The organism is Streptomyces sp. NPDC053541 (assembly GCF_044544705.1).
Lineage (GTDB): Bacteria > Actinomycetota > Actinomycetes > Streptomycetales > Streptomycetaceae > Streptomyces.
This window is the reverse complement of record NZ_JBITXM010000004.1, coordinates 548,143-563,127: the sequence shown is the minus strand read 5'-3', so window position 1 is coordinate 563,127 and position 14,985 is coordinate 548,143. Positions and strand designations below refer to the sequence as shown.

The following is a 14,985-nucleotide window of genomic DNA, read 5'->3' as shown; positions in this document are numbered from 1 at the left end:
GGCTCCGGGAGCCTTTTCCCACTCGGAGGGCGGCCGGGGGGAGCGGGCCGCGCGGAAAGGCCCGGGGAGTCGTCCCGCCGTGGGCGGGTGACGGCCCGGTGGGTGGGGTGCGCGGTCGTGGAATGGGGTGCCCAGGGCCGTCTCGGCGGCATACGGCCGTCATCGGGCTGGGATTCATGCCCCGCTGGTCACTCCCGGTGGGAGGTGGGACGCGCGGAAGCCTCGGGGTGTGGGGAAGAGGCGGCGATCCCCGCGCCAGAGGAGCCCAGCGCGAGCAAAACCCGACAACCGGCGAGCAAGGAGACCTCTCTCGTCACACGAGTGCACTCCCATCCCACCACGGGCCGCGATGCGCGACTTTGCATCACCGAGGGCCCCCTCCACCCACCAGGAGTGACCAGCGGGGCATGAATCCCCGCCCCCCCCGACGGCCTGTTGGCGCCAAGCCGTGATGGGGCACCCCATTCCACGACCGCGCACCCACCCACCAGCCGGTCACCCGCCCACGGAGGGCGCGACTCTCGGAGAGAGGGCGGCCGCACGGTGCCCTACTTCAGGGCGTCCACGAAGGCGGACCAAACGCCCGTGCGGGGCAGAAACATCCGCGCCGGGGCGCCGTTTCCCCAAACAACGGGCCGTGCTCCGCAAGGAAGTCGACGGCCACCGCCCCGGTCGTCTGAGCCGTCAGGACGCTCCGAGGACGGCCGCGAGGAGGCCCGGGAAGCGGGCGTCGAGGTCGGTGCGGCGCAGGGTCATCACGCGCGCCTTGCCCTCCCGGCGGGTGTGGGTGATGCCGGCCTCGCGGAGGATCCGCCAGTGGTTGGACAGGGTCGACCGGGGCACGTCCAGGCCGACCGGGCTGCACGCGCTCTCGCCCTCCTCGGCCATCCGGCGCACCAGCGCCAGCCGGACCGGGTCGCCCAGGGCGTGCAGCACCGCCGCCAGGTCCACGTCGGGCCGTCCCATGGACTCCTCCTCGCCTTGGTGCCGGTGACAGCCGTAGTATGCGGATCGATTCGACGTTTCGAGAATATCGAAATGATCTAGGAGGGGTCCGTGCCCGTGCTCGCCACGCTCGCCCGCGTCTACGTCGACGATCTGGACGCGGCCCTGCCGACCTTCGTCGCACTCACGGGAGAGCAGCCACGCCTCCGGTTCGACTACCGCGACCTCGAACTGGCGACGATCGGCGACTACCTGCTGCTCGCGGGCTCGGAGGAGGCCCTCGCGCCCTACCGGGGCACGCACGCCACCGCGATCGTGGAGTCGCTGGACGAGGTCCTCGAACGCTCCGAGCGGCTCGGCGGAGAGATCCTGGACGGCCCCAACGAGGTGCCCACCGGCCGCAACGTGACCGTGCGGCACCCGGGCGGCGGGACGATCGAGTACGTGCAGTTCCACGCGACCGCGCGGGCGACCCTCTCCTGAGAGCGGACATGCACGCGGCGCGGTCGTCCTCCGGACCGGGCCGGGGGGACGAGGCATGCAAACTCCGACAGGAGGGGCTGTTGACGCCCCTCCCGTCACACAAGTGCACTCCCATCACACGGCGGGCCGCGATGTGCGCCGTTTCGCCGGCCGCGACCACCGGGGCACGAATCCCGGCCCGACGACGACCGAATGCCGCTAGACGGCAAGGGGCACCCCATTCCACTCCCGCGCCCCACCCGCCGGGCCGTCACCCGCCCACGGCGGGACGGGCAACCGGGGCGGCCGCACCAGAGCCCACCCGAAACCGCCAACCCGCCTACCTCACCGCCTCCACCAGCAGCTTCGCCGCGCGCTGCGCGCCGTCCGTGGTGATGCGGGGGGCCAGTTCACTGGCCCTTCCGGCCGTCTCCGGGGTCAGCGCACGCTCCAGTGCGGCCGAGAGGGAGGCCAGGGTCGGGGCCGGGCCCGGGTGGGCCGTGCCGATGGCGAGGTCGGCGACCCGGTCCGCCCAGTAGGGCTGGTCCGCCATCTGCGGGACGAGGACCTGCGGGGCGCCCGCGCGGGCGGCCGTGGTGGTCGTGCCCGCGCCACCGTGGTGGACGACGGCGGCGACCCGGGCGAACAGGGCCTGCTGGTTGACCTCGCCGACGGCGAAACAGTCGGCGCCCTCGTCCGCCGGCGTCAGGCCCGCCCAGCCGCGCGAGAGCAGGACGCGTCGGCCCTGGGCGCGGACGGCCCCGATCGCCGCGCGGGCGACCTCCGCCGCGTCACGTACCGGCATGCTGCCGAAGCCGACGTAGACCGGCGGGGTGCCGCTGTCCAGGAAGGCCGCCAGGTCGGCCGGGAGCGGGCGGTGGTCCGGGCGGATCCAGGCGCCGGTCTGCACGACGTCCAGGTCGGCCGGCTGCCGCCAGGGCGCGAGGGTGGGGTCGGCCGCGAGCCAGGGGCGGGTGGTGAAGACGTGGGAGCGCACGTCCTCGGCCGGCGGCAGGCCGAGCGTGGCCCGGTGGGCGTTGATCGGTGCGCCGAACAGTCCGTTCAGGGCGCGGGCGTTCAGCTCCCACAGGGCCCGGTTGTCGCTGATGTCGGCCGGCAGCGGGTGGCCGGGCCAGGCGAGCGGCGGATGGTGGGGCGAGGGGAGGTAGTTCGGGAAGTAGGAGACGAAGAAGTACGGGATGCCGAGCCGGTCTGCCACAGCGCGTGCGGCCGCGGCGGCCGGGACCAGGCCCGTCGCCACGACGGCGGCGCAGTCCTCGGCGGCGGCGGAGGCCGCCTCGTACACCGTGGTGATCAGCCGCGTCGCCCGTTCGGCCATGCTGGGCGGCCGCTGGGTACCGGGCACTCCGGTGACCGCCTCGGTGGCCTGCTCCTTGAGCGAGCGGCCGAGCGGCACCAGCGGCAGCCCCTCGGCGGCGAGCAGCTCCGCGAAGTCGGGCGGGGCGCAGACGCGCGGCTCGGCGCCGAGTTCCCGCAGCCGGAGCGCGAGCCCGATCATCGGCTCGACGTCCCCCCGCGATCCGTACGAGAGCAGCAGTACGCGCATCCTGAAGACCCCCATGGCCCGTGTCGTCGGCGCCCGGGGCGCCCGTGGCTCCAGTCGATCACGGAAGAGGGCGGTCGGGCGGAGGTTCCGGGACCACCGCACGACCGCCCTCTTCCGGCGCCAGGCCGGACCCGCGGTCGGTTCAGCCGAGTGCCAGCCAGGCCACGCCCGCCAGGACCGCGATCGCGACGATCACGCCGACGATCAGGCCGACGCGGGGGCCGGAGGACGGCGCGACGGCCTGGTGCTGCTGCTGCCGCTGCGGGGTGCCCTCGTCGACGAAGGCGCGGAACATCTGGGTGCTGCCGGCGGGGTCGTAGGAGCCATCGGCGCCCTGGCCGCCCTGGCCGTACGGTGCTTGGGGGTTGTGTGCCATGGCCCGGACCCTAGCGAAGTCGGACTCGCGGCCCCAAGCCGCGGTCGCGCCCTCTGCGCCGTACCCACACGCCCCCTCCCCCCTTTGCCGATTCTTTAGCGCGCTTTGACCGATTTAGTTTGCCTGAAGCAACCATCCATCTCTATCGTTGCCCTAAGCAACAAGATGGAGGGGTTCGGGATGGACAGGCACAGCCGCTACGAGGCCCTCGCCCGGCAGGTGAGTGCGGTCGGCGCGGTCAAGCGCGGGCTCGCCCGGACCCTGCCGGCCGACTGCCCGGGCGGCTCGGCGATCGTCCTGGCCCTCCTCCAGCACCACGGCGACATGCGCATGAGCCGGGTCTCCGAGCTGATGTCGGTCGACATGTCGGTGAGCAGCCGACACGTGGCCCACACGGTGGAGCGCGGCTGGGTCGAGCGGCTGCCCGACCCGGCCGACCGGCGGTCCCGCATCCTCCACCTCACCCCGGGCGGCGAGGCGATGCTCGCCGAGCTCGACCGGCGGCTGACCGACATGCTCGCCCGCACCCTCGCGGACTGGTCCGACGACGACGTCGAGACGCTCACCGCACTGCTCGCCCGCCTCCGCGACTCCTTCGGGGACTGCCGGGCCCACCACGCCCGCGACTGACGACGACCTGACGCAGACGACCTCACGCAAAGGAAATTCATGGCTACCACCGCACCTGCCACGGGTGCACGGGAAGGCCGGACCGACAGCTCCGGCGCCGCCCCGATGACGCACCGGCAGATCATGGAGGCGCTGTCCGGGCTCCTGCTCGGCATGTTCGTCGCCATCCTGTCCTCGACGATCGTCTCCAACGCCCTCCCGCAGATCATCACCGACCTCGGCGGCGGCCAGTCCGCCTACACCTGGGTCGTGACCGCCGCCCTCCTGTCGATGACGGCGACCACCCCGCTCTGGGGCAAGCTCGCGGACCTCTTCTCCAAGAAGCTGCTGGTCCAGATAGCCCTGATCATCTACGTGGCGGGCTCGGTCGTCGCCGGCCTCTCGCAGAACACCGGCATGCTCATCGCCTGCCGCGTGGTCCAGGGCATCGGCGTCGGCGGTCTGACCGCCCTCTCCCAGATCATCCTGGCCGCCATGATCGCCCCGCGTGAGCGCGGCCGGTACAGCGGCTACCTCGGCGCGGTCTTCGCCGTCGCCACCGTCGGCGGCCCGCTGCTCGGCGGCGTCATCACCGACACCGAGTGGCTCGGCTGGCGCTGGTGCTTCTACGTCGGCGTGCCCTTCGCGCTGATCGCGCTCCTCGTCCTGCAGAAGACCCTCAAGCTCCCGGTCGTGAAGCGCGAGGTCAAGGTCGACTGGGCGGGCGCCTTCTTCATCAGCGCCGCCGTGTCCCTGCTGCTCATCTGGGTCACCTTCGCCGGCGACAAGTACGACTGGCTGTCCTGGCAGACGGCCGCGATGGTGGGCGGTTCCGTGCTGCTCGGCGCGGTCTTCCTGCTCGTCGAGTCCAAGGCCGCCGAGCCGATCATCCCGCTGCGCCTGTTCCGCAACCGCACGATCACCCTGGCCTCGCTGGCCTCGCTGTTCGTGGGCGTCGCGATGTTCGCCGGCACGGTCTTCTTCAGCCAGTACTTCCAGCTGGCCCGCAACGAGTCGCCGACGATGTCCGGCGTCCTCACCATCCCGATGATCGGCGGCCTGTTCGTCTCCTCGACGGTCTCCGGCATGATCATCACCAAGACCGGCCGCTGGAAGGCCTGGCTGGTCAGCGGCGGCGCGCTCGCCACCGGCGGTCTCGGGCTGCTCGGCACGATCCGCTACGACACGGAGTACTGGCACATCGCGCTCTTCATGGCGGTCCTCGGCCTCGGCCTCGGCATGATGATGCAGAACCTGGTGCTGTGCACGCAGAACCAGGTCGCCCCCGCCGACCTCGGCGCCGCCTCCTCCGTCGTCACCTTCTTCCGCTCCCTGGGCGGTGCGATCGGTGTCTCGGCGCTCGGCGCGGTCATGGCCCACCGGGTCACCGACTACGTCAAGGACGGCCTGGCCGAGCTCGGCCCGAAGGCCGCGGCGGCCCTGGGCCAGGGCGGCGGTGGCGGTGGCATCCCGGACATGGACAAGCTGCCGGCCCCGATCCGCACGGTGATGGAGAACGCGTACGGCCACGGCGTGGGCGACGTGTTCCTCTACTCGGCGCCGTTCGCGCTGATCGCCTTCCTGGTGACGCTGTTCATCAAGGAGGTCGCGCTGAAGAGCAACAAGGTCGACGCGGACCAGAAGGTCGCCGCCGACCAGTGAGAAGACTCCCGGCCGCGCTTCGAGCGGAGGCGCGGCCGGGCGGAATACGGAGCGGCGGGCAGGGGACGGCCCGCCGCTCCGTCATGCGTCGGGGCCGTCCCCGGCCTTCCCCGGCTCCCCGGCCTCCTCCGGCTCCCCCGGCTCCCCGGTCTCGCCGGGCGCCTCGGGCTGCTCCGTGCGGCTGCGCTCGACCATGACCTCGATGCCCGCCACCAGCACGTCGAGCGCGTACTCGAAGTCCCGGTCCCAGATCTGGCTGACCGTGCCGTGCGTCTGGCGCTCGGTGAGGATCTCCGTCATCTCCTCCAGGGCGCCCATGATCTTCTCGTCGTCGCGGAAGGCCTTGAGCGAGGCGGTGTAGTAGTCGTCCTGCGACATGCCGGCCTGCTGCGCGACCCGGTGGAACTGGCCCTCGATCGTGCCGTAGCCGTAGACGAACTGGAAGACCGCCGCCATCGCGCTCGGCTGGCGCGCGACCGGAAGACCGGTGTCCCGGATCGCGGCCTGGATCTTCACCCCGGCGGCGATCGCGTTCGGGCCGATGTTGAGGTACTGGCCCGCGACCGCCGACATCCACGGGTGGCGCACGAGCATCCGCCGGTACTCGAGCGCGAGCGTCCGGATCCGGTCCCGCCAGCCGCCGGCCCCCTCCACCGCGACCAGGTCCATCTCCCCGTACACCGTGTCGATGGCGTACTCGAGGATGTCGTCCTTGGTGTCGACGTACCAGTACAGGGACATCGCGGTGACGTTCAGCTCGGTGGCGAGCCGCCGCATCGACAGCTTGGCCAGGCCCTCCTCGTCGAGCATCCGGATCGAGGCGGCCACGATCCGCTCCCGGTCGAGCCCGGCCGGGCCGCCCCCGCTGCGGGCGGCCCGGTTCTCCAGCCACACGCTGGAACGCGCCGGGTTCTTGGCCCTGTCCGCCGCCTTGACCATCGCGTTCCTCCGTCTGCTCAGTGGTCCGTGACCATGCTAGGCAGCCATCTCGTGCTGCTTCGTCCGCTGCTCCGCCCGCTCGGCCCGGCCGAGCAGGGCCGCGGCGAGCAGACCGCCGGCGAAGACGGCGAGCGCGCCGACCAGTTGGCTGGTCTGCAGGCCGGTGGCGAAGGCGTCGGAGATCTGCCCGCGTTCGGCCTCGCTGCCCGCCGCGGCCAGGGCGGCCGGCAGGGAGGTGGCGGTGACGGTGACGAGGGCGGCGAAGCGCGCGTTGAGGACCGCGCCGAGGACGGCGACGCCGAGGCCGTTGCCGAACTCCGCGAGGGTGCCGTTGACTCCGGCGCCGACACCGGCCTTCTCCGGCGGGATGGCGCCCATGATGGCGTTGGCCATGGCCGGGTTGGAGACCGCGATGCCGACGCCCATCAGGACCAGGCCGAGCAGCATGCCCCAGTAGGTGCCCTCGGTGCCGCCGCCGAGCAGGGCGATCGAGGTGAGACCGCCCGCGACCAGCGTCATGCCGACGGCGACGGTGAGCGGGGTGCCGAGCTTCACGACGATCCGCGGGCCGACGCCGGACAGGTTGAGGACGACGACGGTCAGCGCGAGCGGCGCCATCCGCAGACCCGCCTCCAGCGGCTCGTAGCCGAGCACGAACTGCAGGTGCTGGGTGAGCAGGAACAGCGAGCCGCCCATGCCGAACATCACGAGGATCGCGCCGGCGACCGCGCCCACGAACTTCTGGTTGCGGAAGAAGTGCATGTCGAGCATCGGGTACGGGACGCGGAGCTCCCACAGCGCGAAGGCGCCGAGCACCACGAGGCCGAACACCGCCGGGACGAGCACCTGGCCGGAGGTCCAGCCGTGCTCGGGGCCGGTGATGATCGCGTACACCACGGAGGTCATGCCGATGGTGGAGAGCAGCGCGCCGACCAGGTCGGGGCGCTCGCCCTGCGGGTTCTTGGACTCGGGGACCAGCTTGAGGACGGCGACCAGACCGATGACGGCCACCGGGATGTTGACGAGGAAGATCATTCCCCACCAGAAGTGGTTGAGGATGGCGCCGCCGATGAGCGGCCCGGCCGCGAAGCCGAGCGAGCCGACGGTGGCCCACAGCGCGATGGCCTTGACCCGCTCGGAGTCGTCGAAGATCTGCATGACGACGGCGAGGGTCGTGGTCATCAGGAGCGCGCCGCCGACGCCCATGCCCGCGCGGGCGGCGATCAGCTGCCCGGTCGACTCGGCGAGTCCGGCGGTGAGCGACCCGAGGCCGAACAGCGCGAGGCCGATGGCCAGCATCTTCTTGCGCCCGTAGCGGTCGGCGGCGTTGCCCGCGGTGAGCAGGAGGCCGGACTGCACGAGCGAGTAGGCGTTGATCATCCACTGGATGTCGCTGGTGGACGCGTGGAGTTCGGTGGTCAGCGAGGGGATGGCGACGCTGAGCACGGTGTTGTCGAGCAGCACGGTGAGCTGGGCGAGACAGATGACGCCGAGGATCAGCCAGCGCTGCGGGTGGCCGCCGGTGGCCGGGCCCGTCATAACGACTCCTATACGGTGTACGAGGCTTGGTCTCGTACACCGTATAGGGAGCTCTCTTACGCTGTATAGGGATTATTTCCGGCCATGATCCGGCCGCCTATGTCCGGCTGGTGAGGTCGTAGAAGGTCGCTCCGCCGACGGTGACCTTCGCGAAGGTCTCCTCGACCCAGGACGAGATCGCACTGCCGCTGCTCGCGCCGCCGCCCATCCCGCCTCCGCCCATGCCGCCGCCGGACGCGATGAAGTAGTGGATCCGGCCCTCGGCCACGTACCGCTGGAACTGCGCGAGGGTCGGCGACGGATCGCTGCCGTTGAAGCCGCCGATCGCCATCACCGGCTTCTCGGTGGCGAGCTGGTAACTGGCCGCGTTCTGCGAGCCGACGGCCGCCGCGACCCAGGTGTAGGAGTCCGCGCCGGCGAGGAGCTTCTCCTTGGCCTCGGTGCCGACGCTCGCGCCGTTGAGGAGACCGCCCAGTCCGCCGGGGCCGCCGCCTGTCCGGTTCTCGCCGGTGCTGCCGGTGCTGCCGGGCCCGGCGGGAGCCTGGCCGCCGCCCGGAGCCTGGCCACCCGCCGGAGGCCGGCCCTGGCCCGCCCCCTGGCCCATGCCCGGACCGCCTGCACCGCCCGGACCGCCCGGCCCCGGCCCGTACAGGAAGAACATCCGGCCGTCCCCCGGCATCCCCCGGCCCCCCGGCCCGCGCGTGCCGGCCGGGCCCGCCGTGACGATCGAGCCCTGGTGGGCCTCCGCGACCGTCGCCAGGGTGTACGCGAAGGGGCCCGCGAGCCCCGCCGCGAGGCCCAGGCCCGCCAGGGCCGTGCCCACCCGCCGGTCCAGCCGGCCCGCGCCCAGCAGCCCCAGCGCCGCCGCGCACCCGGCCACCAGCACCGCCCAGCGCAGCCACGGCAGCCACTCCGGCGTCCGCCCGAGCAGCACGAACCCCCACACCGCGCTCACCGCCACGGACCCCGCCAGCGCCGCCGAGGCGAGCAGGTGCCCCCGCTCCTCCCACAGCACCGCCGCGCCCATGCCGATCAGCGCCGCCACATACGGAGCCATCGCCACCGTGTAGTACTCGTGGAAGATGCCGGCCATGAAGCTGAAGACACCCGACGTCAGCAGCAGCGAGCCGCCCCACACCAGGAACGCCGAGCGCGCCGTGTCGGTGCGCCCCGCCCGCCAGGTCACCACGAGCCCGGCCACCAGCAGGAGCAGCGCCGCCGGCAGCAGCCAGGAGATCTGCCCGCCCACCTGCTCGTTGAACATCCGGCCCAGGCCCGTCTCGCCCCAGCCGCCCCCGCGCCCGCCGCCCGGCCCGCCGGCACCGCCGGGCAGCTCCACGCCCGGCGGCAGCTCCAGGGTCAGCCCGCCACCCCGGCCGCCCCGGCCGCCTCCGCCGACGCTGCCGACCTCGTCGCCGTTGAGCCGGCCCAGGCCGTTGTAGCCGAAGGTCAGCTCCAGGAAGCTGTTGTGCTGCGAGCCGCCGACGTACGGCCGCGAGGACGTCGGCCACAGCTCGACCAGGGCCACCCACCAGCCCGCCGACACCAGCAGCGCCAGCCCGCCGAGGCCCAGCCGCCCGAGCCGCCGGCCGAACCCGCCCGGCGCGCACACCGCGTACACCAGCGCGAGCACCGGCAGGATCAGGAAGGCCTGCAGGGTCTTCGCGAGGAACGCGAACCCGAGCGCCGCCCCCGCCCACACCAGCCAGCGGGCCGCACCCCGGTCCAGCTCCAGGGCGCGCAGCACGCAGTACACGGCCACCGTCATGAGCAGCGCGAGCAGCGCGTCCGGGTTGTTGAAGCGGAACATCAGCGCGGCGACCGGCGTGAGCGCCAGCACCGTGCCCGCGATCAGGCCGGCGCCCGCGCCGAAGCGCCGCCGGACCGCCGCGTACAGGACGGCGACCGTGCCCACGCCCATCAGCACCTCGGGCACCAGGATCTGCCAGGAGCCGAGCCCGAAGAGCCGTACCGAAAGCGCCATCGGCCACAGTGCGGCCGGCGGCTTGTCGACGGTGATGGCGTTGGCGGCGTCGAGCGAGCCGAAGAAGAAGGCCTTCCAGCTCTCCCCACCGGCCTGCACGGCCGCGGAGTAGAAGGAGTTGGCGTAGCCGCTCGCGCTCAGGTTCCAGAGGTAGAGCGCGGCGGTCGCGAGCAGCAGACCGAGGAAGGCGGGCCGCACCCAGGGCGCGTCCTCGGCCCGGCCGCGCCGGAGCCGTCGTACGAGCGGATTCATCGAGAGGTCCTTGTGCCGTCGGAACGCTCCTGGGCCGGGAAGACCCAGAGGCGGAAGAGGAGGAAGCGCACGACGGTCGCGGCCAGGTTGGCGACGACCAGTACGGCGAGTTCGGTGGAGTGCGCGGGCGCCCCGGTCGCCGCGCCGAGCGCCGCGAGCGAGCCGCTGGTCAGGGCGAGACCGATGCCGAAGACCACCAGGCCCTGCGCCTGGTGCCGGGCGGCCCGCTCCCGGCCGCGCACGCCGAAGGTGAGCCGGCGGTTCGCCGCCGTGTTGGCGACGGCGGACACCAGAAGGGCCGCGGCATTGGCGAGTTGGGAGCCGGCGCCGAGCCGGAAGAGGGAGTAGAGGGCGAGGTAGAAGAGCGTGGAGAGGGCGCCGACCACGCAGAAGCCGACCAGCTGGCGGGCCAGCCCGCCCGGCACGCCCGCCAGTTCGCGGTCGCGCGGGTCGTCCCCGAAGGGCCGGGCGAGCCGGTCCAGCGGCAGCGAACCGGTCGCCAGCGCCCGCCCCACCCGCCACACGCCCTTCAGGTCCTCGGTGGCCGTCCGCACGATGTGCACGCTGGAGTCCGGGTCGTCGACCCAGTCCACCGGCACCTCGTGGATCCGCAGCCCGGCCCGCTCGGCGAGCACCAGCATCTCGGTGTCGAAGAACCACCCGGTGTCCTCGACCATCGGAAGCAGCCGCTCCGCCACCTCCCGCCGGATCGCCTTGAAGCCGCACTGCGCGTCCGAGAAGCGGGCGGCGAGCGAGCCGCGCAGGATCAGGTTGTAGGCGCGGGAGACGAACTCCCGCTTCGGGCCGCGCACCACCCGCGAGGAGCGGGCGAGCCGGGAGCCGATCGCCAGGTCGGAGTGCCCGGAGATGAGCGGGGCGACGAGCGGGAGCAGCGCGTTGAGGTCGGTGGACAGGTCCACGTCCATGTAGGCCAGGACGGGGGCGTCGGAGGCCGACCAGACCGTGCGGAGCGCCCGGCCGCGGCCCTTCTCCTCCAGCCGCACCGCGCGCACGGCGCCCGGCAGACGGGCGGCGAGGGCGCGGGCGACGGAGGGGGTGGTGTCGGTGGACGCGTTGTCGGCGACCGTGATCCGGAAGGCGTACGGGAAGGTGCGGGAGAGGTGCTCGTGGAGCCGCAGCACGCACGGCTCCAGGTCCTTCTCCTCGTTGTGGACGGGAATCACCACGTCGAGCACGGGCGGGCGGGGGCCGGCCGCGCCCACCGGGAGGTGTTCCCGCGCGGGAAGCGTTCGCATGCCCCAGACGCTCGCCGGGCCGCCTGTCACGGCGGTGTGCCGAGGCTGTGGCGGGCCTGTGAGTCCGGCCCCGGACGGCCTCGCCGGGCCACGGACGGGCCACGGACGGCGTTGCCGGGCCCCGCCCGGCCCTGCCTCCGTGGGTTCAGTGGTGCCTGGGCAGGCGTACGGAGAAGAGGGTGCGGCCCGGCGCGCTGTCGACGGCCACCTGGCCGCCGTGCGCGAGGGTCACCGCCCGGACGATGGCCAGGCCGAGGCCCGTGCTGCCGGTGCTCCGCGCCCGGGAGGCGTCACCGCGCGCGAAGCGCTCGAAGACGGACGGCAGCAGCGCGGGCGGGACGCCGGGCCCGTCGTCCTCGACCTCGACGACCGCGTGGGCCCCGTCCTCGTGGAGCCGGGCCGTGACCGTCGTACCGGGCGGGGTGTGCGTACGGGCGTTGGCGAGCAGGTTCACCAGGACCTGGTGCAGCCGGGCCGGGTCGGCCGCCGTCTTCACCGGGCCGTCGGGGAGTTCGAGCCGCCAGTGGTGCCCGGGCCCGGCGGCGCGGGCGTCGGACACGGCGTCCACGACCAGCGGGGAGAGATCGGTGCTCTCGTACGAGAGCGGGCGTCCGGTGTCGAGCCGCGCCAGCAGCAGCAGGTCCTCCACCAGCCCCGTCATCCGGGTCGCCTCGGACTCGATCCGCCCCAGCGCGTGCCGGGTGTCCGGCCCGCACTCCTCGCGCCCCCGCCGGGTCAGCTCCGCGTACCCCCGGATCGAGGCGAGCGGGGTGCGCAGCTCGTGACTGGCGTCCGCGACGAACTGCCGCACCCGGGTCTCGCTGCGCTGCCGCGCGTCGAGCGCCGCGTGCACGTGGTCCAGCATCCGGTTGATGGCCGCGCCGACCTGCCCGACCTCCGTCCGCGGATCGGCCTGCGCCTCCGGCACCCGGTGATCCAGCATCACCTCACCGCTGTGCAGCGGCAGTCGGGCCACCTGCGCCGCCGTGCCCGCCACCCTGCGGAGCGGGGCGAGCGCGACCCGCACGAGCACCGTACCGGCCAGCGAGGCCGCGACCAGGCCCGCCGCCGTCACGCTCAGCTCGACCACGACCAGCGTGGAGAGGGAGTCCTGGAGCTCGGCCAGCGGGACGCCCGTGAGGAAGTCGCCGCGCTTGCCGGTCGTGTACTGCACCCGGTAGTCGCCGAGCCCGCCCGGCAGCGCCACCGTGTGCGCGTCCCCGTCGCGCGGGACGGCGGCGAGGGCCGCGCCCTGGGCCGCGTCGAGCGCCTCCACCCGGTACATCGGCCCGTACCGGCCCTCCTCCGGCGTCGCCGACACCACCGCCGAGGTCACCTCCCCGCCCACCACCAGCGCGCCGACGGTGTGCAGCGGGGCGCCCGGCCCCGTGACGAAGCCCAGCGGGGTGTCGAAGCCGCCGGGCAGCGGCCCGGGAGCCGACGGCGGCGGCCCGGCCGCCCGGTCGGCGACGGCCAGGAGCTGCTTGTCGACCTGCTCGTAGAGATAGGACCGGAACGCGATCGTCGTCACCGTGCCGATCACCGCGCAGACCACGGCGATGAGCGCGACGGCGGAGACCACGAGCCGGGTGCGCAGCGACCACGGCCGGCGACGGGCCGGCACCGCTCACTCCCCCGGCTTGATCAGGTACCCGGCGCCGCGCCGGGTGTGGATCATCGGGCTGCGCCCCGCGTCGATCTTCCGCCGCAGGTAGGAGATGTACAGCTCGACGACGTTCGCCTGCCCGCCGAAGTCGTAAGACCACACCCGGTCCAGGATCTGCGCCTTGCTGAGCACCCGGCGCGGATTGCGCATCAGGAAGCGCAGCAACTCGAACTCGGTCGCGGTCAGATGGATCGACTCGCCGCCCCGGGTGACCTCGTGGCTGTCCTCGTCCAGGGTCAGGTCGCCGACCGTGAGCAGCGACTCGGCGCGCGCCTGGGCGGCCCCGGAGCGCCGGATGAGCCCGCGGAGCCGGGCCACGACCTCCTCCAGACTGAACGGCTTGGTGACGTAGTCGTCGCCGCCCGCCGTGAGCCCGGCGATCCGGTCCTCCACGGCGTCCTTCGCCGTCAGGAACAGCACCGGCACCTCCGGCAGCTCGCGCCGCAGTCGCCCGAGGACGGCCAGGCCGTCCATGTCCGGCAGCATCATGTCGAGCACGACGACGTCCGGCCGGAACTCCCGGGCCCGCCGCAGCGCCCCGGCCCCGTCGCCCGCGCTGTGCACCTGCCAGCCCTCGTACCGCAGGGCCATGGAGAGCAGTTCGGCGAGCGAGGCCTCGTCGTCGACGACGAGGACGCGGACGGCGGAGCCGTCGGGCCGCAGCAGTTCGGTACGCGGTCGGGGCGTGGTCGCAGTCATGGGGCCACGGTCCCCGGCGCGGGTGAGACCCGCCTTTCCCCCGTCTGTGAATTCCCTGAGAAAGGGCCGGGGGTGCGCGGGCCTTCTGGTGTGCGGTCAGGCGGGGGCGAGGCCGAACAGGCGGGCACCGTTGTCGTGGCAGACCGCCCGCAGCCAGTGCTCGCCGAGCCCGAGCCGCTCCAGGGCGTGCAGCTGGTGCCCGTACGGATAGGGGATGTTGGGGAAGTCCGAGCCGAGCAGGATCCGGTCCGCGAGCGCGTCGAGGCGCTTCAGGCCGTCCGCCGGGAAGGGCGCGAGGGCCTCGCTGAAGTCGGTGAAGGCCATGGTGGTGTCCAGGTGGACGTTCCCGTACCGCTCGGCGAGGTCCAGGAAGTCCTCGTACTCCGGCATCCCCATGTGCGCGATCACCAGCCGCAGCCGCGGGAAGCGGGCGAGCAGCCGCCCGACCGGCCCCGGCCCGGTGTAGGCCCCCGGGGCCGGCCCGGACCCGCAGTGGATCACCACGGGCGTGCCGGCGTCCTGGATCGTGCCCCACACGCCGTCGAGCAGCGGGTCGTTCGGGTCGTAGCCGCCGACCTGGACGTGCGCCTTGAAGACCCGGGCGCCGGCGCCGAGCGCGTCCCGGACCCCGTCGGCGGCGCCGGGCTCGGGGAAGAAGGTCGCGGTGTGCAGGCAGTCGGGCACGCGGGCGGCGAAGCCGGCGGCCCAGTCGTTGAGCCAGCCGGCCATGCCGGGCTTGTGCGGGTACAGCATCGCGGTGAAGGCCCGCACCCCGAACTCCCGCAGCAGCTCGACCCGCCGGTCCTCCTCCTCGCGGTAGGTGATGGGCCAGGGCCGGCCGGTGAGCGGCCCGGCGGAGTCGAAGTAGGCCCACACCTTGTCGAGGACGTTGCGCGGCATGAAGTGCGTGTGGACGTCGACGAGCCCGGGCAGCCCGATCCGCCCGGCCCAGGCGCGGACGCCGGCTGCCGTGTCCGGGCCCTCGGGGACGGACGCCTCCGGGATCCCGGGGGCCTCGGGGGCCTCGGG

General features: G+C 73.4%; 13 protein-coding genes. 3 read left to right on the top strand and 10 right to left on the bottom strand.

All coding sequences use genetic code 11. From position 1 onward, the window contains the following. Positions 1-684: 684 nt before the first annotated feature. Positions 685-966: an ArsR/SmtB family transcription factor gene (locus ACIGW2_RS13135; protein ID WP_391655888.1), complete on the bottom strand. Its 282-nt coding sequence runs from the start codon at positions 964-966 to the stop codon at positions 685-687. A gap of 90 nt (positions 967-1,056) precedes the next feature. Here ACIGW2_RS13135 and ACIGW2_RS13130 point away from each other — a divergent pair, with 90 nt between their 5' ends. Then, positions 1,057-1,428, top strand: a complete 372-nt coding sequence (locus ACIGW2_RS13130) for a VOC family protein (protein ID WP_391655889.1) — start codon at positions 1,057-1,059, stop codon at positions 1,426-1,428. A 319-nt stretch (positions 1,429-1,747) separates the two neighbouring features. On the opposite strand, the gene ACIGW2_RS13125 is transcribed toward ACIGW2_RS13130, so the two are convergent. Beyond that, positions 1,748-2,974 (bottom strand): glycosyltransferase, encoded by a 1,227-nt coding sequence (locus ACIGW2_RS13125; RefSeq protein ID WP_391655955.1) that lies wholly within the window; start codon positions 2,972-2,974, stop codon positions 1,748-1,750. Between the two features lie 142 nt (positions 2,975-3,116). Beyond that, positions 3,117-3,350, bottom strand: a complete 234-nt coding sequence (locus tag ACIGW2_RS13120) for a hypothetical protein (protein WP_361578924.1) — start codon at positions 3,348-3,350, stop codon at positions 3,117-3,119. 180 nt (positions 3,351-3,530) lie between these two features. Here ACIGW2_RS13120 and ACIGW2_RS13115 point away from each other — a divergent pair, with 180 nt between their 5' ends. Together ACIGW2_RS13115 and ACIGW2_RS13110 are read left to right on the top strand one after the other, a co-directional pair. Continuing rightward, positions 3,531-3,980: a MarR family winged helix-turn-helix transcriptional regulator gene (locus ACIGW2_RS13115; RefSeq protein ID WP_356062452.1), complete on the top strand. Its 450-nt coding sequence runs from the start codon at positions 3,531-3,533 to the stop codon at positions 3,978-3,980. Positions 3,981-4,019: 39 nt separating this feature from the next. Beyond that, positions 4,020-5,621: an MDR family MFS transporter gene (locus ACIGW2_RS13110; protein ID WP_391655890.1), complete on the top strand. Its 1,602-nt coding sequence runs from the start codon at positions 4,020-4,022 to the stop codon at positions 5,619-5,621. 81 nt (positions 5,622-5,702) lie between these two features. Here the strand turns inward: ACIGW2_RS13110 and ACIGW2_RS13105 are convergent, their stop codons facing one another. From ACIGW2_RS13105 to ACIGW2_RS13075, 7 genes are all read right to left on the bottom strand, one after another. Then, a complete protein-coding gene (locus ACIGW2_RS13105; protein ID WP_391655891.1) occupies positions 5,703-6,560 on the bottom strand; it encodes a TetR/AcrR family transcriptional regulator in 858 nt (285 codons plus the stop codon). A 36-nt stretch (positions 6,561-6,596) separates the two neighbouring features. Continuing rightward, on the bottom strand, positions 6,597-8,099 hold the full coding sequence (locus ACIGW2_RS13100; protein WP_391655892.1) for an MFS transporter: 1,503 nt from the start codon (positions 8,097-8,099) through the stop codon (positions 6,597-6,599). A 97-nt stretch (positions 8,100-8,196) separates the two neighbouring features. Beyond that, complete coding sequence (locus ACIGW2_RS13095; protein ID WP_399843327.1) at positions 8,197-10,335, bottom strand: ArnT family glycosyltransferase; 2,139 nt, start codon at positions 10,333-10,335, stop codon at positions 8,197-8,199. After that, entirely contained in the window at positions 10,332-11,591 is a 1,260-nt protein-coding gene (locus ACIGW2_RS13090) for a glycosyltransferase (protein WP_391655894.1), read from the bottom strand. The genes ACIGW2_RS13095 and ACIGW2_RS13090 overlap by 4 nt, the downstream gene beginning before the upstream one ends. A 145-nt stretch (positions 11,592-11,736) precedes the next feature. Next, positions 11,737-13,215, bottom strand: a complete 1,479-nt coding sequence (locus ACIGW2_RS13085; protein WP_391655895.1) for a sensor histidine kinase — start codon at positions 13,213-13,215, stop codon at positions 11,737-11,739. 3 nt (positions 13,216-13,218) lie between these two features. Then, a complete protein-coding gene (locus ACIGW2_RS13080; RefSeq protein ID WP_391655896.1) occupies positions 13,219-13,956 on the bottom strand; it encodes a response regulator transcription factor in 738 nt (245 codons plus the stop codon). Positions 13,957-14,052: 96 nt separating this feature from the next. Next, entirely contained in the window at positions 14,053-14,961 is a 909-nt protein-coding gene (locus ACIGW2_RS13075; protein ID WP_399843540.1) for an amidohydrolase family protein, read from the bottom strand. Positions 14,962-14,985 lie beyond the last annotated feature (24 nt).

Coding starts and splice junctions, on each gene's coding strand:
- ACIGW2_RS13135 (WP_391655888.1), bottom strand. CDS start 966: ATGGGACGGCCCGACGTGGACCTGGCGGCGGTGCTGCACGCCCTGGGC.
- ACIGW2_RS13095 (WP_399843327.1), bottom strand. CDS start 10,335: ATGAATCCGCTCGTACGACGGCTCCGGCGCGGCCGGGCCGAGGACGCG.
- ACIGW2_RS13115 (WP_356062452.1), top strand. CDS start 3,531: ATGGACAGGCACAGCCGCTACGAGGCCCTCGCCCGGCAGGTGAGTGCG.
- ACIGW2_RS13100 (WP_391655892.1), bottom strand. CDS start 8,099: ATGACGGGCCCGGCCACCGGCGGCCACCCGCAGCGCTGGCTGATCCTC.
- ACIGW2_RS13120 (WP_361578924.1), bottom strand. CDS start 3,350: ATGGCACACAACCCCCAAGCACCGTACGGCCAGGGCGGCCAGGGCGCC.
- ACIGW2_RS13110 (WP_391655890.1), top strand. CDS start 4,020: ATGGCTACCACCGCACCTGCCACGGGTGCACGGGAAGGCCGGACCGAC.
- ACIGW2_RS13090 (WP_391655894.1), bottom strand. CDS start 11,591: ATGCGAACGCTTCCCGCGCGGGAACACCTCCCGGTGGGCGCGGCCGGC.
- ACIGW2_RS13125 (WP_391655955.1), bottom strand. CDS start 2,974: ATGCGCGTACTGCTGCTCTCGTACGGATCGCGGGGGGACGTCGAGCCG.
- ACIGW2_RS13080 (WP_391655896.1), bottom strand. CDS start 13,956: ATGACTGCGACCACGCCCCGACCGCGTACCGAACTGCTGCGGCCCGAC.
- ACIGW2_RS13105 (WP_391655891.1), bottom strand. CDS start 6,560: ATGGTCAAGGCGGCGGACAGGGCCAAGAACCCGGCGCGTTCCAGCGTG.